Source organism: Geodermatophilus sp. SYSU D00703 (assembly GCF_054050155.1).
The window spans coordinates 1-19,152 of record NZ_JBJGYU010000008.1 but is presented as its reverse complement, the minus strand read 5'-3'; the positions used below and the strand labels follow the sequence as shown (position 1 = coordinate 19,152).

Genomic DNA, 19,152 nt, shown 5'->3' with positions numbered 1-19,152 from the left:
GTCTACAGCCCCAGCGCGACGGACATCTCGGTCCGCAGCCGCCCGAGCTCGTCGGCGCCCCGGGCGCGCGCCGCGTCCAGCTCGGCGGCGTCCCTGACCGGGACCACCGTCTCCAGGTAGGCCTTCAGCTTCGGCTCGGTGCCGCTGGGCCGGACGATCACCCGCACCCCGTCACCGAGCAGCCGGACGGCGTCCACGGCGGGGCTCCGGTCGAGCAGGTCGCTCGCCGCCACCTCCCGGCCGAGCAGGCGGGACGGCGGCGACGTCCGCAGCCGGACCATCATGTCGCCGATCCGCGTGAGGTCCTCCACCCGCACCGACAGCTGCCCGGTGACGTAGAGCCCGTGCTCGACGGCGAGCTCGTCGAGCCGGTCCAGCAACGTGCGGCCGGTCGCCCGGAGCTCCGCGGTCATCAGCGCGACGGCGAGCGCGGCGGAGATGCCGTCCTTGTCCCGCACCACCGACGGCGCCACCGCGTAGCCCAGCGCCTCCTCGTACCCGTAGACCAGCGGCGCCGCGTCCGACCCGGCCCGCATGATCCACTTGAAGCCGGTCGGGGTCTCCTCGGTGGGGACGCCGTGCGCCGACGCCGCCACGCGCATCAGCGACCCGCTGACCAGCGAGGACGCGTAGGTGCCCCGGACGCCGCGGCGCAGCAGCCAGTCCGCCAGGAGCGCGCCCACCTCGTCGCCGGTGAGCTGCCGGCCGCCGCAGACCACCGAGCAGCGGTCGGCGTCGGGGTCCTCGGCGATCGCCACGTCCGCGTCGAGGTCGGCGGACAGCGCGGTCAGCAGGTCGACCGCGCCCGGCTCCTCGGGGTTGGGGAAGACGACCGTCGGGAAGGCGGGGTCGGGCGCGTCCTGCTCCTCGACGCTCACCGGCGGGGCGAACCCCGCGGCGGCGAACACCGCGCGGGTGGTGTCCGCGCCGACCCCGTGCATCGCGGTGTAGGCCACGGTGAGCCCCTGCCGCACGATGGCCGGCACCGCCGACGGCTCGAGCGCCCCGATGACCGCGGCGACGTAGTCGTCGCGGACGTCGTCCCCGAGGGTGACCCAGTCGTCGGAGAGCGGGACGTCCCGGGCCGGCCCGGCCGCCGCGATCGCGGTCTCGATCCGCCGGTCGGCCGGCGGGACCAGCTGCCGGCCGTCGCCGAGGTAGACCTTGTACCCGTTGTCGTCGGGCGGGTTGTGGCTGGCGGTGACCATCACCCCGGCCACGCAGCCCCGGTGCCGGACGGCGAAGGCCAGCACCGGCGTGGGCAGCGGCCGCGGCAGCACCTGGACGGCGAACCCGGCGCCGGCCAGCACCGCGGCGGAGACGTGCGCGAACTCGTCGGAGCGGCGGCGGGCGTCGAAGCCGATCACCACCCCGCCCCCGGCGTGCCCCTCGTCGGACAGGTACCGCGCCAGCCCGGCGGCGGCCCGGGTGACGACGGCGGCGTTCATCCCGGCCGGCCCGGCCCGCAGCGGCCCGCGCAGGCCCGCGGTGCCGAAGGTCAGCGGCCCGGCGAACCGGCTCTCCAGCTCGGGCCAGTTCTCGGCCTCGATGAGCGCCTCGATCTCGGCGCGGTCGTCCCCGTGCGGATCGGCGTCGGCCCAGTCGCGGGCCCGGTCGAGCAGCCGCATGGCCTCCCGGGGCAGGGCGCTCACCGCTCCACCCCGCTGCCGGGGGCGATGTCGCCGCGGGGGACCGGCGGCTCGAAGCGCTCGGCGTCGAACTCCGCCGTCGTGTACTCACCGCCCACGCGGGCGTGCACCGGGTCGGCGAGGTCGGGCTCGCCGTGCACCTCGACCAGCGCCTCGGCGAACACCTCGGCGTCGTCCTGCGGCTCGTACCCGAGCGCGCGGGCGGCGGTGAGGTCCCACCAGTTCCGGGTGTTGGCCGACACGCCCCAGACGACGGCGAACCCGGGGGCGGGCGCCCGCAGTGCGGCGTCGACGAGGCCCACCTGGTCGTCGGGGGACAGCCAGGTCGACAGGTGCCGGACCGTCGTCGGCTCCGGGAAGGCGCTGCCGATCCGCAGGCAGACCACGTCCAGGCCGTACCGGTCGGCGTAGAGGGAGCCGAGCGCCTCCATCGCCACCTTGGAGACGCCGTAGTAGGTGTCCGGCCGCGGCGGGGCGTCGGCCTCCCGCAGCAGCCCGGCCGCCGGCCGCTCCGTGTACCCGGTGGCGTGGTTGCTGCTGGCCAGCACCACCCGCGGGACACCGGCTCGCCGCGCCGCCTCCAGCACGCAGTAGGTGCCCTCGATGTTGGCGTGCGAGATCGCCGGCCAGCTGGACTCGCCGGAGATGCCGGCCAGGTGCACCACCGCCGAGGCGCCGTCGACGGCGTCCACCACCGCGGCCAGGTCGGTCACGTCGGCGACCACCTGCTCCTCGCCGGGCCGGGCGTCGGCGATCGGGACGACGTCGAGCGAGCGCACCGCCCAGCCGCGCTCGGGCAACCCGCCGCGCAGCACCGTGCCGATCCGCCCGGCGGCCCCGGTGACGAGGACCGGACCGCTCATGTCAGCCGCCCCACGAACTCCACCAGGTACTCGCCCAGCCGGCCGGCCGCGGCCTTGCCCGCCGCGAGGACCTCCTCGTGGTCGAGCTTCTCCCCGGTGATGCCGGCGGCGGCGTTGGTGACCATGGACAGCCCCATCACCTCCAGGCCCGCGGCGCGCGCCGCGATCGCCTCCAGCGCCGTCGACATGCCCACCAGGTCGGCGCCGAGGGTGCGCAGCATGCGGATCTCGGCCGGGGTCTCGTAGTGCGGCCCGGGCAGCGCCGCGTAGACGCCCTCGGTGAGGGTCGGGTCCAGCTCGCGGGCCAGCCCGCGCAGCCGCGCGGAGTACAGGTCGGTGAGGTCGACGAAGGTGGGACCGACCAGGGGCGAGCGCGCGGTCAGGTTCAGGTGGTCGCTGATCAGCACCGCCTGCCCGACGCGGTGCTCGGGCGCCAGCCCGCCCGCGGCGTTGGTGAGGACGACGGTGCGCACGCCGGCCGCGGCCGCCGTCCGGACGCCGTGGACCACCGGCTCGACGCCCCGGCCCTCGTACAGGTGGGTGCGCCCGAGGAAGAGCAGTACCCGGCGGTCGCCTACCCGCACCGAGCGGACCTCCCCGCCGTGGCCGACCGCGGTGGGCGCGGCGAAGCCGGGCAGGTCGCCGATCGCGACGCTCGCCGCGGCGGCGCCGAAGGCGTCGGCGGCGGGGGCCCAGCCGGAGCCCATCACGACGGCGACGTCGTGGCCGTCGCCGAGGGCGGCGGTGAGGTCGGCGGCCGCCCGGGCGGCGAGGTCGGAGGGGTCGTGGACCGGAGGTGCACTCACGCTCGGACGCTAACGCAGCGCCGCCGGAGTGGCCCGCCTGCAGGTCTCGCCGCGAGCTCGCACCGGGAGCCGGTTGAGGTGATCTTGCCTAGACTCCGCAGCGTGCAGATACCGTTCCGCTCCTCCGAGCGCGCCAGCCTGGGAGTCGAGTGGGAGCTGCAGCTCGTCGACCTCGAGACCCGCCAGCTGACCGCCGGCGCGGTGGAGATCCTCCACGAGATCGCGCCGGACGGCGCCGAGGAGCACCCCAAGGCCAAGCACGAGCTGCTGCAGTCGACGATCGAGATCATCACCGGGGTCTGCACCACCGTCGGCGAGGCGAAGGCCGACCTGGCGGGCACCCTCGCCGAGGTGCGGGCCGCCGCCGAACGGCGCGGGCTGGGGCTGATGTGCGCGGGCACCCACCCGATCACCGACTGGCAGACCCAGCAGATCTCGCCCAAGGAGCGCTACCTCCAGCTGGTCGAGAAGATGCAGTGGCTGGCCCGCCGGCTGCAGATCTTCGGGGTGCACGTGCACGTCGGCGTCCGGGCGCCGGAGAAGGCGATCCCGATCGTCAACGCGCTCACCCAGTACGTGCCGCACTTCCTCGCGCTGTCGGCGTCCTCCCCGTACTGGGTCGGTGCCGACACCGGCCTGGCCAGCGCCCGGTCCAAGGTCTTCGAGGGGATGCCCACCGCCGGGCTGCCGTACCAGCTCTCCGGCTGGGACCGCTTCGAGCAGTACATGGAGACGCTGATCTCCACCCACGCCATCGAGAGCGTGCGCGAGGTGTGGTGGGACATCCGCCCCCACCCGGACTTCGGCACCGTCGAGCTGCGCATCTGCGACGGGCTGCCCACCCTCGACGAGATCGGCGCGGTGGCCGCGCTGTCCCAGTGCCTGGTCGAGCAGTTCGACCGCGAGCTCGACCGCGGGTACACCCTCCCCGTGCCGGCCGGTTGGGTGCTGCGGGAGAACAAGTGGCGGGCGGCCCGTTACGGCCTCGACGCCGACATCGTCGTCGACGAGAAGGGCACCGTCCGGCCGGTGCGGCAGGCGATCACCGACCTGGTCGAGGACCTCGAGCCCACCGCCCGGCGGCTCGGGTGCGAGGCCGAGCTCGCCGACGTCCACCGGGTCCTCGCCGTCGGTGCCTCCTACCAGCGGCAGCGGGCCGTCGCGGCCGCCCACGACGGCGACCTGCGGGCCGTCGTGGACAGCCTCCTCACGGAGCTGCGGGACGGCCTCCCCGCCCCCGACCCGGCCGGCACCGCCGGGGGACGTCCGGCATGACGGAGTTCCCGGAGAAGCTGGGGACGGCGGTCGACGAGTGGACCGCCGAGCGGTACCAGCAGCTCGTCGCGGTCCGCCGGCACCTGCACGCCCACCCCGAGCTGGCGTTCGCCGAGTTCGAGACGACGTCCTTCCTGGAGCAGCGGCTGCGCGACGCGGGCCTGCAGCCCAAGCGGCTGCCCTCCGGGACCGGGCTGGTCGTGGAGGTCGGCTCCGGCGATCCGGTCGTGGTGCTGCGGGCCGACATCGACGCGCTGCCGCTGCCCGACCTCAAGGACGCGCCGTACGCCTCCACCCGCGAGGGCATGTGCCACGCCTGCGGGCACGACGTGCACACCACCGTCGTCCTCGGCGTCGCCCTGGCGCTGGCGAGTCTCGACGGGCTGCCCGGCACGGTGCGGTGCGTGTTCCAGCCCGCCGAGGAGACGGTGCCCGGCGGCGCCACCGAGGTGGTCGCCGCCGGCGTGCTCGACGACGCCTCCCGTGCCTTCGCGCTGCACTGCGACCCCTCGATCCCGGCCGGGAGCGTGGGTCTGCGCACCGGGGCGATCACCGCGGCGTGCGACCGCATGGACGTCACGCTCACCGGTCCCGGAGGGCACACCGCCCGGCCGCAGCTGACCGTCGACCTGGTCGACGCCCTCGGCCGGCTGATCACCGACCTGCCCGCGCTGCTGTCCCGGCAGGTCGACCCCCGCGCCGGCATGTCGCTGGTGTGGGGCGCGGTCAACGCCGGGGTCGCGGCCAACGCCATCCCGCAGCGCGGGCACCTGCGCGGCACGGTGCGCGTGCTCGACCGGGACACCTGGCAGGAGGCCGAGCGGCTGCTGCGCTCGCTGGTCGAGCGGGTGGCCGCCACGACCGGCGCCGAGGTGGACGTCGACTACATCCGGGGCGTGCCGCCGGTGGTCAACGACCCGCGGGCGGTCGCGCTGATGCGCTCCGCGGCGCTGGAGACGGTCGGCAGCGACGGCCTGCACCTGTCCCCGCAGAGCATGGGCGGGGAGGACTTCGGCTGGTTCGCCGACGTGCTGCCCATCGCCCTGGCCCGGCTGGGCACGCACGGCGGCGGCGCCCCGCTGGACCTGCACCGCGGCACCTTCGACGTCGACGAGCGCGCGATCGGGGTGGGGGTGCGGCTGATGGCCCGCACCGCCCTGCACGCGCTGGCCGCCGACGCGGGAACCCCGCCGCCCGGCCCGTCGCCGCACCCCGGCCGCCCGGAACCGGGCAAGCGGCGGTAGACAGACGCCGATCGACCCTGAGGAGGGGACCCGACGATGCGTTCGCCCGATCAGCAGCCCGCCCACCCCGGCGACGCGGAGGTGCCCGCCGAGCACGCGGTCCCCGAGGACCTGCGGCTCGCCGGCGAGTTCCCCCCGGTCACCCGCGACCAGTGGCGCGACCTCGTCGCGGGCGTGCTGCGCAAGGCCGGCCGCGAGGAGCTCCCCGCCCCGGTCGAGGACGCCCTCCGCCGCCCGGTCGCCACCGGGGTGAGCGTCGCCCCGCTCTACACCGCCGAGGACGCCGGCGACCTGCCCGCCGCGGTCGGCGTCCCGGGCCTGCCGCCGTTCGTCCGCGGCGGCCGGGCCGGGGCCGCGAGCAGCGACGTGCCCGGCGGCTGGGACGTCCGGCAGCGGCACGCGCACCCCGACGTCGCCGTCACCCGCGAGGCGATCGCCGCCGACCTGGAGAACGGCGTGACCTCGCTGTGGCTGGTGCTCGGCGAGGGCGCGATCCCGGTCGAGGCGCTGGGCGAGGTGCTCGCCGACGTGCTGCTGGACCTCGCGCCGGTGGCGGTCTCCGGCGGGCTCCCCGCGGCCGAGGCGTACCTGCCCCTGGTCGAGGGCCGTACCGACCTGGCGCCCGGCGGCTCACTGGGCCTGGACCCGCTCGGGGTGCACGCCGCCTCCGGGCGGCCGCAGGACCTCTCGGGTCTCGCGGACCTCGCCCGGCGGGCGATGGCCCACCCCGGGCTGCGCACGGTGGTCGTCGACGGCACCGTCTTCGCCGACGCGGGCGGGAGCGCCGTCGAGGAGCTCGGCTGCGCGCTCGCCGCCGGGGTCGCCTACCTGCGGGCGCTGACCGACGGCGGCCTGTCGGTCGACGAGGCGTTCGGCCAGCTGGAGTTCCGCTTCGCCGCGTCGGCGGACCAGTTCACGACGATCGCCGGGCTGCGCGCCGCCCGGCGGCTGTGGGACCGGGTCGGCGAGGTCAGCGGCGCCGCGCCCGACGTGCGCGCCCAGCGCCAGCACGCGGTCACCTCCTCGGTGATGACGACGAAGCACGACCCGTGGGTGAACATGCTGCGGACGACGGTCGCCTGCTTCGCCGCCGGCGTGGGCGGCGCCGACGTGGTCACCGTGCAGCCCTTCGACGCCGCGCTCGGCCTGCCCGACGCCTTCTCCCGGCGGATCGCCCGCAACACGCAGAGCCTGCTGGTGGAGGAGGGGCACCTCGCCCGCGTGCTCGACCCGGCCGGCGGCTCCTGGTACGTCGAGACCCTCACCGACGACCTGGCCCGCGCCGCCTGGGCGTGGTTCACCGAGATCGAGCGGGCCGGCGGGCTGGCCGCGGCGCTGGACTCCGGGCTGGTCCGCGACCGGCTCGCCGCCGCCTGGGCCACGCGGGCCGAGCGGCTGGCGCACCGCACCGAGGCGATCACCGGCGTCAGCGAGTTCCCCGACCTCGCCGAGCAGCTGCCCGCCCGCGAACCCGCTGCGGCCGGGCAGCCCTCCGGCGGGCTGCCCCGGGTGCGCGTGGCGCAGGAGTACGAGGAGCTGCGCGACCGCGCCGAGGCGGCTGGGCGGGCGGGCGACGGACATGGCCCGCGGGTCTACCTGGCCACGATCGGTCCGGTCGCCCGGCACACCGCGCGGGCGACGTTCGCGGCCAACCTGTTCCAGGCGGGCGGGGTGGCCACGCCGTCCGGGGACGGGGTGAGCGGCCTCGCCGACGCCGGGACGACGGTGGCCTGCATCTGCGGCACCGACCGGGAGTACGGCGAGTCCGCAGCAGCCCTCGCCGCCGAGCTGCACGCGGCCGGTGCCACGCAGGTGTGGCTGGCCGGGAAGCCGTCCCTCGGGGTGGACGGCGTCGACGGGTACGTGTACGCCGGATGTGACGCGCTGGACGTCCTCCGCACGGTCCACGAGCAGTTGGGAGTCACGGCATGAGCGGCATCCCCGACTTCGGCGGCGTCGAGCTGGGCCGTCCCGCAGGTGGTGTCACGGCGGACGACTGGGTCAAGCGGTTCGAGGAGACCACCGGCCGCAGCGTGGCCGACGCGACCTGGGAGACGCCCGAGGGCATCGCCGTCCCGCCGCTGTACACGCCGGCCGACCTGGAGGGCCTGGACTTCCTGTCCACCCTCCCCGGGCTGCCGCCGTTCCTGCGCGGCCCCTACCCGACGATGTACACGACCCAGCCGTGGACGATCCGCCAGTACGCGGGGTTCTCCACCGCCGCGGAGTCCAACGCCTTCTACCGGCGCAACCTCGCCGCCGGGCAGAAGGGCCTGTCGATCGCGTTCGACCTGCCCACGCACCGCGGCTACGACTCCGACCACCCGCGCGTGGTCGGCGACGTCGGCATGGCCGGCGTGGCGGTCGACTCGATCCTGGACATGCGGCAGCTCTTCGACGGCATCCCGCTGGACCGGATGAGCGTCTCGATGACCATGAACGGCGCGGTGCTGCCGGTGATGGCGCTCTACATCCTCGCCGCGGAGGAGCAGGGGGTGGCGCCGGCGCAGCTGGCCGGGACCATCCAGAACGACATCCTCAAGGAGTTCATGGTCCGCAACACCTACATCTACCCGCCCAAGCCCTCGATGCAGATCGTCAGCGACATCTTCGCGTTCACCTCGCAGCAGATGCCGCGGTTCAACTCGATCTCCATCTCCGGCTACCACATCCAGGAGGCCGGGGCGACCGCCGACCTGGAGCTGGCCTACACGCTGGCCGACGGGGTGGAGTACGTGCAGGCGGGCAAGGGCGCCGGGCTGGACGTCGACGCGTTCGCGCCGCGGCTGAGCTTCTTCTGGGCGATCGGCATGAACTTCTTCATGGAGGTCGCCAAGCTGCGGGCCGGGCGGCTGCTGTGGGCCCGGCTCATGAAGGAGGCCGGCGCGAGCAACCCCAAGTCGCTGTCGCTGCGCACCCACTCGCAGACCTCGGGCTGGTCGCTGACCGCGCAGGACGTGTTCAACAACGTCGTCCGCACCTGCCTGGAGGCGATGGCCGCCACCCAGGGGCACACCCAGTCGCTGCACACCAACGCCCTCGACGAGGCGCTGGCGCTGCCGTCGGACTTCTCCGCCCGGATCGCCCGCAACACCCAGCTGCTGCTGCAGCAGGAGTCGGGCACGACGCGGGTCATCGACCCGTGGGGCGGATCGGCCTACGTGGAGAAGCTGACCTACGACCTGGCCCGCCGCGCGTGGGCGCACATCCAGGAGGTCGCCGAGCACGGCGGCATGGCCCAGGCCATCGACGACGGCATCCCGAAGCTGCGCATCGAGGAGGCCGCGGCCCGCACCCAGGCGCGCATCGACTCCGGCCGGCAGCCGGTCATCGGCGTCAACAAGTACCGGGTCGAGGCCGACGAGGCGATCGAGGTGCTGCGGGTCGACAACGCCGACGTCCTGGCCCAGCAGAAGGCCAAGCTCGAGGAGCTGCGCGCCTCGCGGGACGCCTCGGCCGTGGCCGACGCGCTGCGCCGGCTCACCGACGCCGCCCGCGCGGCCGCGGAGGGACGGCGGGATCGCCCGAACCTGCTCGAGCTGGCCGTGGACGCGGCGCGGGCCAAGGCGACCGTCGGGGAGATCTCCGATGCGCTGGAGGAGGTCTACGGGCGGCACGCCGGGCAGGTGCGCACCATCTCGGGTGTGTACCGCGAGGAGGCGGGAGCATCGGGCCCCATGGAGGAGACCCGGCGGATGGCCGAGGCGTTCGAGGAGGCGGAGGGACGCCGTCCCCGCATCCTGGTGGCCAAGATGGGCCAGGACGGCCACGACCGCGGCCAGAAGGTGATCGCGACGGCCTTCGCCGACCTCGGGTTCGACGTCGACGTCGGCCCGCTGTTCCAGACCCCGGACGAGGTCGCCCGGCAGGCGGTGGAGGCCGACGTCCACGTCGTCGGCGTCTCGTCGCTGGCGGCTGGTCACCTGACGCTGGTGCCGGCGCTCAAGCAGTCGCTCGCCGACCTCGGCGCCGAGGACGTCGTGATCGTCGTCGGCGGGGTCATCCCGCCCGACGACGTGCCGACGCTGAAGGAGATGGGCGCGGCCGAGGTGTTCCTCCCCGGCACGGTCATCGCCGAGGCGGCGCAGGGCCTGCTGCGCACGCTGTCCTCGCGCCTCGGCCACGCATGAGGTCGACGGCCAAAGTGGCCACTTTGGCCGTCCGGAGGACCCGGTGAGCCGACCGGTCGACGTCCCGGCGCTGGTCGAGGGGGTCCTCGCCGGGAACCGCCGGGCCGTGGCGCGGGCGATCACGCTCGTCGAGTCCCAGCGCGCCGACCACCGCGAGAGTGCGCAGGAGCTGCTCGTCGAGCTGCTGCCGCACACCGGCTCGGCGCGCCGGGTCGGCATCAGCGGCGTCCCCGGCGTCGGGAAGTCGACGTTCATCGACTCGCTCGGCGTGACGCTCACCGCCGCGGGGTCTCGCGTCGCCGTGCTGGCGGTCGACCCGTCGTCCGCCCGCTCCGGCGGGTCGATCCTCGGGGACAAGACCCGGATGGCGCGGCTGTCGGTCGACCCGGCCGCGTTCATCCGGCCCTCCCCGACGTCCGGCACGCTCGGCGGGGTCGCCGAGGCAACGCGCGAGTCGATGGTGGTCGTGGAGGCCGCCGGCTACGACGTCGTCCTGGTCGAGACCGTCGGCGTCGGGCAGTCGGAGGTCACCGTCGCCGAGATGGTCGACTCGTTCCTGTTCCTGACCCTCGCCCGCACCGGCGACCAGCTGCAGGGGATCAAACGCGGCATCCTCGAGATCGCCGACGTCATCGCGGTCAACAAGGCCGACGGGCCGGGCGCCGTCGACGCGCGGCGGGCGGCGCGGGAACTGGCCGGGGCGATCCGGATGCTGCGCGGCCACGTCCAGGGCGGCTGGGACGTCCCGGTGCTCACCTGCGCCGGGCTCACCGGGGAGGGGCTGGACGCGGTCTGGGCCAAGCTGGTCGAGCACCAGGAGCGGATGAGGGTCTCGGGCGAGTTCGAGGAGCGCCGCCGCACCCAGCAGGTGCGCTGGACCTGGCACCTGGTCCGCGACGGGCTCGAGCACCGGCTGCGGGCGCACCCCGGCATCCGGTCGACCGCGCCCGAGCTGGAGAAGGCGGTGCTGGCGGGGGAGCTGACCCCCGCCCTGGCCGCGCAGCAGCTGCTGGAGACCTTCCTCGCCGCCCCGGACCCCTGACGCCAGCTCTGGTCACCCGCCCCTCTCCGCCCGCCCCCCGTCCGCGGCGATCATGGAACTGTGGTGGCGACACGCGGCGGGCCAGCGGCGTGTCGCCACTCCGACTCCATGATCGCCGCGGGTCCACAGGTGCGACGCCGTCCACAGATGTCGTCGAGCTGCTGACTGCGCCCGCCGGCGGCCACAGCCTCGGCGCGTGGACTTCACCCTCTACCGGACCATCGCCCGTCAGGGCGGCGTCTTCACCACCGCGCAGGCGCGGGACAGCCACAGTCCCTGGGAGATCCGCCGGCTGGTCGAGTCCGGTCGGTGGCGGCGGACCCGCTGGCGAGGGGTCCTCGCGGATGGCGAGTTCCCCGATTCACCGCTGCTGCAGGTGAGGGCCGCGGCGCTGGTCGTGGGTCCCGACCTGGTCGCGTGCCACTCCACGGCGGCGCTGCTCTGGGGGTTCGACGTCCTCGGGGCGACGTCCCTGCACTTCCTCGGGCCGCCCGGCCTGGCGAACCGGCGGCGGCCGGGGATTCAGGTCCACCCGTCGTCACTCGGCACCGACGACGCGGTTCTCGTGGACGGCGTCTGGTGCACCCCGGCCGCGCGCACGGCTTGCGACGTCGTCCGGCTCACCGCTCCGATCGACGGTCTGGCGACCCTCGACGCGGCAGTGGAGACCGCGTGGTGCACGCGGCAGGACCTCGTCGTCGAAGCGCAGCGCCAGGCCGGCCTCCGGGAGGTCGTACGGCTGCGGGCGCTGGCGCCGCATGCCGACGGCCGCGTCGACTCGCCGATGGAGTCGCGGATGCGCTGGCGGTTCATCGACGGCGGGCTGCCGGCACCGGACGTCCAGATGCGGATCATCGCCGCCGGGCGTTCCCATTACCTCGACACCGGCTGGCGAGAGCAGCGCGTCGGTGCCGAGTTCGACGGGCAGGAGGCACACCTGACATCCCAGCAGCTCCGGGACGACCGGCGGCGCCACAACTGGCTCACCGAGCAGCGCTGGACACTGCTGCACTTCACCGCCGCGGACGTCTACCGGCAACACGAGCGCATGCTCACCACCACGGCGCGCGCCCTGGGCATGGCTCTCCCGCGGTGATCATGGAGCTGGGGTGGCGACACGCAGCTGGACGGCGGTGTGTCGCCACCGCAGCTCCATCATCGCCGGGAGCCGGGAGCCGGGAGCCGGGAGCCGGGAGCCCGGAGTCGGAGCCGGAGCCGGAGCCCGCAGTCGAGGTCAGATGCCGGTGGAGCGGCACTCCCGGGAGCGGAGCTCGACCAGGTAGTCGTCGGGGGCGCCGGCGGCCTCCGCAGCATCGGCGAGCGCACCGAGGTAGCGCGCCGACGGCAGCCCGCCCTCGAACGCGTCCAGCACGTAGACGTAGGCCACCTGGTCGCCGGTGAGGGTGTGCACGCGCAGGTGCAGCTTGCGGTAGAGGCCGAGGTCGGCGCCCTCCCACGCGTCCAGCGCCCGCTCGTCGGCCTCGGTGAGGTCGTAGAGGGCCACGAAGACGCCGGGGGTGAGCGCCTCACCGAGCGGGGCTCCCGGGGGGAGGGTGTCGTCGGGGACGAGGGTCGCCAGCGCGCCGTCCCACCCGTACTCCTCGGCGCCGAAGGTCAGCCGCCAGCCGCGGATCCACCCGGTCCCGGTGTGCGGAGAGGACGGGCAGCGCCGGAGCATCTGTGCGGGGTCCATGTTCGACCCGTACGCGGCGTAGAGGCCCATCGCCTCGCGAGCCTACGGTCGTGTGGCACGGGCCTCCCCGGCGGATGGCGTGCGGCCACCCCTGCAGCGGGGAGAATGAGCTCCGCACGCGTCCGCCCGCACCCCCCGAGGACCCTCATGACCCGCATCGTGATCATCGGCGGCGGTCCCGCCGGCTACGAGGCCGCGCTGGTCGCCGCATCGCTCGGTGCGCAGGTCACCGTCGTCGAGCGGGACGGCGTCGGCGGGGCCAGCGTGCTCACCGACTGCGTCCCCTCCAAGACCTTCATCGCGTCGGCCGGCGCGATGACCAACGTGCGCGACTCCGCCGCCCTCGGGGTGCAGGGTGCCGAGCTGGCGGCGGTCGGCATCGACCTCGCCGCGGTCAACCACCGCGTCAAGGGGCTCGCGGTCGCGCAGTCGGCCGACATCAAGGCGCGGCTGGTCGCCGAGGGCGTGCGGGTGCTCCCCGGGCAGGGCCGGATGGCCGACGACGTCCGCGGCCTGGTCGAGCACCGGGTCGAGGTGGTGGACGGCGAGGGCGCGGTGACCGAGACCCTCGAGGCCGACGTCGTCCTCATCGCCACAGGCGCCGATCCCCGCGTGCTGCCCGGCGCCGAGCCCGACCACGAGCGGATCCTCGACTGGCGCGACGTCTACGACCTCGAGGACCTGCCCGAGCACCTGGTCGTCGTCGGCTCGGGTGTCACCGGGGCCGAGTTCGCCTCGGGCTACCTGGAGGCCGGCGTCCCGGTCACGCTGGTGTCCTCCCGCGACCGGGTGCTGCCCGGTGAGGACTCCGACGCCGCCGAGGTGCTCGAGCAGGTCTTCCAGTCCCGCGGCGGGCGGCTGGAGCGCGGCCGGGCCGCCGGCGTCCGGCGCACCGAGAAGGGCGTCTCGGTCGAGCTGACCGACGGCCGCACCGTCGACGGCTCGCACGCGCTGATGACCGTCGGCACCGTGCCCAACACCGCCGGGCTCAACCTCGAGCGGTGCGGGGTGGAGCTGGCGCCGTCCGGCCACGTCGTCGTCGACCGCGTCTCGCGCACCAGCGTGCCCGGCATCTACGCGGCCGGTGACGTCACCGGCGTCTTCCAGCTGGCCTCGGTGGCCGCGATGCAGGGCCGCATCGCCATGTGGCACGCGCTCGGCGAGGCGGTGACCCCGATCCGGCTGAAGACGGTCGCGGCCAACGTCTTCACGCACCCGGAGATCGCCACCGTCGGCGTGCAGGAGAAGTCGCTGCCCGAGGACGCGCAGATCGACGTCGTCCGGCTGCCGCTGGCCACCAACGCGCGGGCGAAGATGGCCGACATGCGCGACGGCTTCGTCAAGCTGTTCGCCCGGCAGGCCACCGGGGTCGTCGTCGGTGGGGTCGTGGTCGCCCCCGCAGCGTCCGAGCTGATCCTGCCGATCGCCCTGGCGGTCACCAAGGGGCTCACGGTGAGCGACCTGGCGCACACGTTCGCGATCTACCCGTCGCTGTCCGGCTCGATCACCGAGGCCGGACGGCGGCTGATGGGCGCCGACGCGCTCGCCTGAGAAGAGGACCCCGTCCTCCCCAGGCCCTGGGCGGGACCCGGGACGGGGCTCAGGCACCAGGACGCCGAGGCGGCGGATCGGCTGGTGTGGCGGGGGCACCCGGGACGGATGTGACACCGGGTTCGGCTGCAGTCCCGGCCGCCGGTGCCGACGGGGTCCGCGTCCGCCGATGGCGTAGGGGATGCACCCCTCCCGGAACGCCCCCGCCGCCCGCCGCCTCCGCGCGCTGGCCGGTGTCGCGACCGCGGTCGTCGTGTCCCTCGCGCTGCCGATCGCGGCGGCGCGGGCCGACGAGCCCGGCGACACCGTCGTCGGGGAGCTCGTGCAGGCCTGGCCCGAGACCGAGCTCGCCGGTTCCCCCGCCGGGGGCGACTCCGCCGAGGACGAGGCCGCCGAGGCCCCGCTGAGCTGGGTCGAGACCGAGGGCGGCGAGGCCGTGCGGGTGCCCACCGAGGCCGTCGTCGACCTGCCCGTCGGGTCGACCGTCGAGGTCACCGTGGGGGAGCGGCTGGCCGACGCCGCCGGGGAGGACGGCTACGAGGCCGCCCGCGACGTCCTCGAGGCCGAGGTCGTCGAGGCCGCGCCCGAGCACGCGCCGACCATCCGAACCGCCTCCCTCACCAACCGGGTCACCGTGGCCCTCGTGGTGCCGGCCGGCGGGACCGAGGACCGGACGACGCCGGCGCAGGTCGCGGCCGCCGTCGACGGGCCGGTCGCGGACTTCTGGGCCGAGCAGACCGACGGCGCCGTGTCCCTCGGCGTCACCGAGACCCACCCGTGGATCCACACGGCCGCGGGCTGCGCGGACCCGACCGCGCTGTGGAACGAGGTCGCCGCCCGGGTCGGCTTCGAGGCCGGCCCGGGCCGCCACCTGTTGCTCTACGTCAGCAGCCTGCCCCGGCACCTGCCCGGCTGCTCCTACGCCCTCGGCCAGGTCGGCTCGGGCCCCGGCGCGGGCGGCCGCCTCTACGTGCGCGACGTGCTGCCCTCGGTGATCGCCCACGAGCTCGGCCACAACTTCGGTCTGGGGCACTCCTCCGGCCACCAGTGCGACGCCGCCGTCGAGACCGGCGCCTGCCGGACCGCGGCCTACCGCGACTACTACGACGTCATGGGCGCCTCCTGGAGCTCCCTGGGCGCCCTGAACGCCCCGCAGGCGGCGCTGCTCGACGTCCTGCCCGCCTCGGCCCAGTTCGCCGTCGCGGCGGACGCCCCGGCCACCACGGTGACCCTCGCCCCGCTGTCCGGCCGGCAGGGCACCCGCGCCGTGCGGCTGACCGACCCCGAGGGCGCCACCTACTGGCTGGAGTACCGCGCCGCCACCGGGCGCGACGCCTGGCTCGGCGCCGCGGACAACCTCTTCGGCCTGCAGGACGGCGTCCTGCTGCACCGCGCCGGCGCGCTGCCGGACACCGCGCTGCTCCTCGACGCCACCCCGGCCGCCGCCGCGGACTGGGACGACGACCTGCAGGTGGCCCTGCCGGTGGGCGTGCCCGTCCCCGTCTCGGGCGGCGACCTCACCGTCACGGTGGACGCGGTCTCCGCGGCCGGCGCCACGGTCACCGTGACCGGCGCCGCCGGGCAGCGCGCCGCGACCACCTCGCTGTCGGAGGAGCCGACCGGGGCGGCTCCCGAGGTCCTGCCGGGCGGTCCGGAGGGTGCCCCGGCCCGCGCCGCCGCGGTCGCGGTGGACGACGCCGGCGGCACCTCCGGCGCGGGGGCGCCGGGCACGGTGCTCGGCAACCCGGACACCGCCGCTGCGCCGTCGATCGCGGACGCGCTGCGTGCGGTGGAGGTCGCGACGGCGGCGCAGACCTCGACCGACGCCGGGTGGCCGTTCCCGCCGTTCCCGCCGCTCGCGGCGCTCGCGGCTGGCGGCCTCGGCGTCGTCGCGCTGGCCGGCCGGGCCGTCGTCCGGGCCCGCGCCCGCAGCTGAACGACGCAGGGCCCGCCCCCGGGTGCCGGGAGCGGGCCCTCGAGGCGCCGCGCGCTACTCGCCGTCGGCGATCGTGCAGATCACCGCACCGCTGGTGACGGTGGCGCCCACCTCGGCCGACAGGCCGGTCACCGTGCCGGCCTTGTGGGCGGCGATCGGCTGCTCCATCTTCATCGCCTCGAGGACGACGACCAGGTCGCCCGCGGCCACGGTGTCCCCGTCGGAGACCGCGACCTTGACGATCGTCCCCTGCATCGGGCTGGTGAGGGCGTCGCCGGAGACGGCCGCGCCGCCGTGCCCGGAGCCCCGCTTGCGCGGCTTGGCGCCGGCCGCCGCCACGGGCGCACCGCCTCCGGTCGCCAGCCCGGCGGGCAGCGACACCTCGAGCCGGCGCCCGCCGACCTCGACGACGACGGTCTGCCGCTCCTCCGGCTCGCCGTGCTGGGCCGGGGCGGCGGAGTACGGCTGGACCTGGTTGTCCCACTCGGTCTCGATCCAGCGGGTGTGCACCGTGAACGGCTCGCCGGTGAACGCCTCGTCGCGGACCACGGCCCGGTGGAACGGGACGACGGTCGGCATGCCCTCGACGACCAGCTCGTCCAGCGCGCGGCGGGCGCGCTGCAGCGCCTGCTCACGCGTGGCGCCGGTGACGATCAGCTTGGCCAGCATCGAGTCGAACGCGCCGGCCACCTCGCCGCCGGTCGCGACGCCGGAGTCCCACCGCACGCCCGGGCCCTGCGGGATCTCCAGCCGCAGCACCGGGCCGGGGGCGGGCATGAAGTTGCGCCCGGCGTCCTCGGCGTTGATCCGGAACTCGATGCTGTGCCCGCGCGGGGCCGGGTCCTCGGTGACGTCGAGCGGGAGCCCCTCGGCGATGCGGAACTGCTCGCGGACCAGGTCGATGCCGCTGGTCTCCTCGCTGACCGGGTGCTCCACCTGCAGCCGGGTGTTGACCTCCAGGAAGGAGATCGAGCCGTCGGCGCCGACGAGGTACTCGACGGTCCCGGCGCCGTGGTAGCCGGCCTCCTTGCAGATGGCCTTGGCCGACTCGTGGATGCGCGCCCGCTGCTCGTCGGTCAGGAACGGGGCCGGCGCCTCCTCGACCAGCTTCTGGTTGCGGCGCTGCAGCGAGCAGTCGCGGGTGCCGACGACGACCACGTTGCCGTGGGTGTCGGCGAGCACCTGCGCCTCGACGTGCCGGGGCTTGTCCAGGAACCGCTCGACGAAGCACTCGCCGCGGCCGAAGGCGGAGACCGCCTCGCGGACGGCGGAGTCGAACAGCTCGGGGATCTCCTCCTTCGTGCGGGCCACCTTCAGCCCGCGGCCACCGCCGCCGAAGGCCGCCTTGATGGCCACCGGGAGGCCGTGCTCCTCGGCGAAGGCGAGGACCTCGTCGGCGCCGGAGACCGGGTCCTTGGTGCCGGGCACCAGCGGCGCGCCGGCCTTCGTGGCGATGTGCCGGGCCTGGACCTTGTCGCCGAGCGCGATGATCGCCTGCGGGGAGGGGCCGATCCAAGTCAGGCCGGCGTCGATCACCGCCTGGGCGAACTCCGCGTTCTCGGAGAGGAAGCCGTACCCGGGGTGGACCGCGTCGGCGCCGGACTTCCGCGCCGCGTCCAGGATCTTGTCGATGACCAGGTACGAGTCGCCGGGCGTCGTCCCGCCCAGGGCGAAGGCCTCGTCGGCCATCCGCACGTGCAGCGCGTCGCGGTCCGGCTCGGCGTAGACGGCGACGCTGGTCAGCCTCGCGTCCTTGCACGCGCGCGCGACGCGCACGGCGATCTCGCCGCGGTTGGCGATCAGGACCTTCTGCACCGGCGCTCTCCTCCCGATTGTCGAGCCGCTCGACTGTAGCCAGCGCCGAGGAGCCCGAGCGCGGCGGACGCCCCACGACGTCCCTCACGCGCGCGGCGGAACCAATGGCGGTCAGCGGCGCCAGAGGTCGGTGATCGCCAGCCCGCGCTTGGCCAGCTGCGTGCGCAGGGCCGCCAGGGACAGGCCGACCACGGCCGCGGGGTCGCCGTCCACCCGCCGGACGAACGGCGCGCCCAGCCCGTCCAGGGTGAACGCGCCGGCCACGGCCAGCGGCTCCCCGGTGGCCAGGTAGGCCTCGATCTCCTGCGGCGTGGGAGTGGCGAAGTGCACCGCCGTGGACACGACGACGACGTCCCGGCTCAGCACCTGGCCGTCCTGGACGTCGAGCAGCGCCTGCCCGGTGTGCAGGACGCCGCTCTTGCCGCTCATCCGCTGCCAGCGGTCGCGCGCGTCCCGGGCGTCGGCCGGCTTGCCCAGCGCCTCCCCGCGGAACTCCAGCAGCGAGTCGGCGCCCACGACCAGCGCGTCGGTCTCCTGCTTGGCGACCGCGCCGGCCTTGGCGGCGGCCAGGAGCGCGACCCGCTCGCCCACCCGCGGGGCCGTCACGGACGACTCGTCGACGTCGCTGACGACGACCTCGGGGGTGAGGCCGGCCTGGCGCATCAGCGTCAGCCGCGCGGGGGACGCCGACGCGAGCACCAGCCGACGATCGACACTCATGCGAACCTCCCTGCGGCGCGCCAGCCCCCGGGGCCGGGGCGCGGTGGTGTGCGGTGGGCGTCGCCGAACGCGGCCCACGCCCCGACCGGGGTGGGCCGCCGGCGGGTCGGGCGCTGGGACATCGCGGCGACGGCGACCGTGAGGGCGGCGAGCTCCTCGGGGCTGGGCTCGCCCTTGACCACGCTCAGGAGGGGCCGGGTGGGCTCCTCGCGGCTGAGGGACGGCACCTGGTCGCGGTGGCCGTGAGGAGTGGGGCCCGGAGGGTCCCCGACGAGGGGCCGGGTGGGCTCCTCGCGGCTGGGGGACGGCACCTGGTCGCGGTGGCCGTGAGGAGTGGGGCCCGGAGGGTCCCCGACGAGGGGCCGGGTGGGCTCCTCGCGGCTGGGGGACGGCACCTGGTCGCGGTGGCCGTGAGGAGTGGGGCCCGG

General features: G+C 75.4%; 15 protein-coding genes. 8 read left to right on the top strand and 7 right to left on the bottom strand.

Features of this window, described 5'->3' with window-relative positions; translation table 11 throughout:
- Positions 1 to 2 precede the first annotated feature (2 nt).
- Genes ACI782_RS10540 through ACI782_RS10530 form a run of 3 tightly spaced genes read right to left on the bottom strand, consistent with a single transcriptional unit; the run spans position 3 to position 3,318 of the window.
- Positions 3 to 1,652 (bottom strand): phospho-sugar mutase, encoded by a 1,650-nt coding sequence (locus ACI782_RS10540; protein ID WP_456908850.1) that lies wholly within the window; start codon positions 1,650 to 1,652, stop codon positions 3 to 5.
- Positions 1,649 to 2,512: an NAD-dependent epimerase/dehydratase family protein gene (locus ACI782_RS10535; RefSeq protein ID WP_456908848.1), complete on the bottom strand. Its 864-nt coding sequence runs from the start codon at positions 2,510 to 2,512 to the stop codon at positions 1,649 to 1,651. The genes ACI782_RS10540 and ACI782_RS10535 overlap by 4 nt, the downstream gene beginning before the upstream one ends.
- Complete coding sequence (locus ACI782_RS10530; protein ID WP_456908846.1) at positions 2,509 to 3,318, bottom strand: purine-nucleoside phosphorylase; 810 nt, start codon at positions 3,316 to 3,318, stop codon at positions 2,509 to 2,511. Before ACI782_RS10530 ends, ACI782_RS10535 begins: the two co-directional genes overlap by 4 nt.
- 102 nt (positions 3,319 to 3,420) lie before the next feature.
- Here ACI782_RS10530 and ACI782_RS10525 point away from each other — a divergent pair, with 102 nt between their 5' ends.
- The 6 genes from ACI782_RS10525 to ACI782_RS10500 all read left to right on the top strand — a co-directional run bounded on the left by ACI782_RS10525 (position 3,421) and on the right by ACI782_RS10500 (position 12,105).
- On the top strand, positions 3,421 to 4,593 hold the full coding sequence (locus ACI782_RS10525; protein ID WP_456908844.1) for a glutamate--cysteine ligase: 1,173 nt from the start codon (positions 3,421 to 3,423) through the stop codon (positions 4,591 to 4,593).
- The gene (locus ACI782_RS10520) at positions 4,590 to 5,837 is read left to right on the top strand and encodes an amidohydrolase (protein WP_456908842.1); all 1,248 of its coding nucleotides are present in this window, start codon (positions 4,590 to 4,592) and stop codon (positions 5,835 to 5,837) included. The genes ACI782_RS10525 and ACI782_RS10520 overlap by 4 nt, the downstream gene beginning before the upstream one ends.
- 36 nt (positions 5,838 to 5,873) lie before the next feature.
- Complete coding sequence (locus ACI782_RS10515; RefSeq protein WP_456908840.1) at positions 5,874 to 7,769, top strand: methylmalonyl-CoA mutase subunit beta; 1,896 nt, start codon at positions 5,874 to 5,876, stop codon at positions 7,767 to 7,769.
- Entirely contained in the window at positions 7,766 to 9,967 is a 2,202-nt protein-coding gene (scpA, locus tag ACI782_RS10510) for a methylmalonyl-CoA mutase (protein WP_456908838.1), read from the top strand. Before ACI782_RS10515 ends, scpA begins: the two co-directional genes overlap by 4 nt.
- A gap of 43 nt (positions 9,968 to 10,010) precedes the next feature.
- Complete coding sequence (gene meaB, locus ACI782_RS10505; RefSeq protein WP_456908836.1) at positions 10,011 to 11,009, top strand: methylmalonyl Co-A mutase-associated GTPase MeaB; 999 nt, start codon at positions 10,011 to 10,013, stop codon at positions 11,007 to 11,009.
- A 196-nt stretch (positions 11,010 to 11,205) separates the two neighbouring features.
- On the top strand, positions 11,206 to 12,105 hold the full coding sequence (locus tag ACI782_RS10500; RefSeq protein WP_456908834.1) for a type IV toxin-antitoxin system AbiEi family antitoxin domain-containing protein: 900 nt from the start codon (positions 11,206 to 11,208) through the stop codon (positions 12,103 to 12,105).
- Between the two features lie 138 nt (positions 12,106 to 12,243).
- Here the strand turns inward: ACI782_RS10500 and ACI782_RS10495 are convergent, their stop codons facing one another.
- A complete protein-coding gene (locus ACI782_RS10495; protein ID WP_456908832.1) occupies positions 12,244 to 12,732 on the bottom strand; it encodes a gamma-glutamylcyclotransferase family protein in 489 nt (162 codons plus the stop codon).
- Between the two features lie 117 nt (positions 12,733 to 12,849).
- On the opposite strand from ACI782_RS10495, the gene ACI782_RS10490 reads away from it, so the two are divergent.
- Both ACI782_RS10490 and ACI782_RS10485 read left to right on the top strand, forming a co-directional pair.
- On the top strand, positions 12,850 to 14,253 hold the full coding sequence (locus ACI782_RS10490; protein WP_456908830.1) for an NAD(P)H-quinone dehydrogenase: 1,404 nt from the start codon (positions 12,850 to 12,852) through the stop codon (positions 14,251 to 14,253).
- 181 nt (positions 14,254 to 14,434) lie between these two features.
- Positions 14,435 to 16,189 carry a reprolysin-like metallopeptidase gene (locus ACI782_RS10485; protein ID WP_456908828.1) on the top strand — a complete coding sequence of 585 codons (1,755 nt, stop codon included), beginning with the start codon at positions 14,435 to 14,437 and terminating at the stop codon, positions 16,187 to 16,189.
- A gap of 54 nt (positions 16,190 to 16,243) precedes the next feature.
- On the opposite strand, the gene ACI782_RS10480 is transcribed toward ACI782_RS10485, so the two are convergent.
- The 3 genes from ACI782_RS10480 to ACI782_RS10470 form a co-directional block, all read right to left on the bottom strand.
- Positions 16,244 to 18,004: an acetyl/propionyl/methylcrotonyl-CoA carboxylase subunit alpha gene (locus ACI782_RS10480; RefSeq protein WP_456908826.1), complete on the bottom strand. Its 1,761-nt coding sequence runs from the start codon at positions 18,002 to 18,004 to the stop codon at positions 16,244 to 16,246.
- A gap of 111 nt (positions 18,005 to 18,115) precedes the next feature.
- Positions 18,116 to 18,724: a Maf family protein gene (locus ACI782_RS10475; RefSeq protein WP_456908824.1), complete on the bottom strand. Its 609-nt coding sequence runs from the start codon at positions 18,722 to 18,724 to the stop codon at positions 18,116 to 18,118.
- Entirely contained in the window at positions 18,721 to 18,951 is a 231-nt protein-coding gene (locus ACI782_RS10470; RefSeq protein ID WP_456908822.1) for an acyl-CoA carboxylase subunit epsilon, read from the bottom strand. Before ACI782_RS10470 ends, ACI782_RS10475 begins: the two co-directional genes overlap by 4 nt.
- Positions 18,952 to 19,152 lie beyond the last annotated feature (201 nt).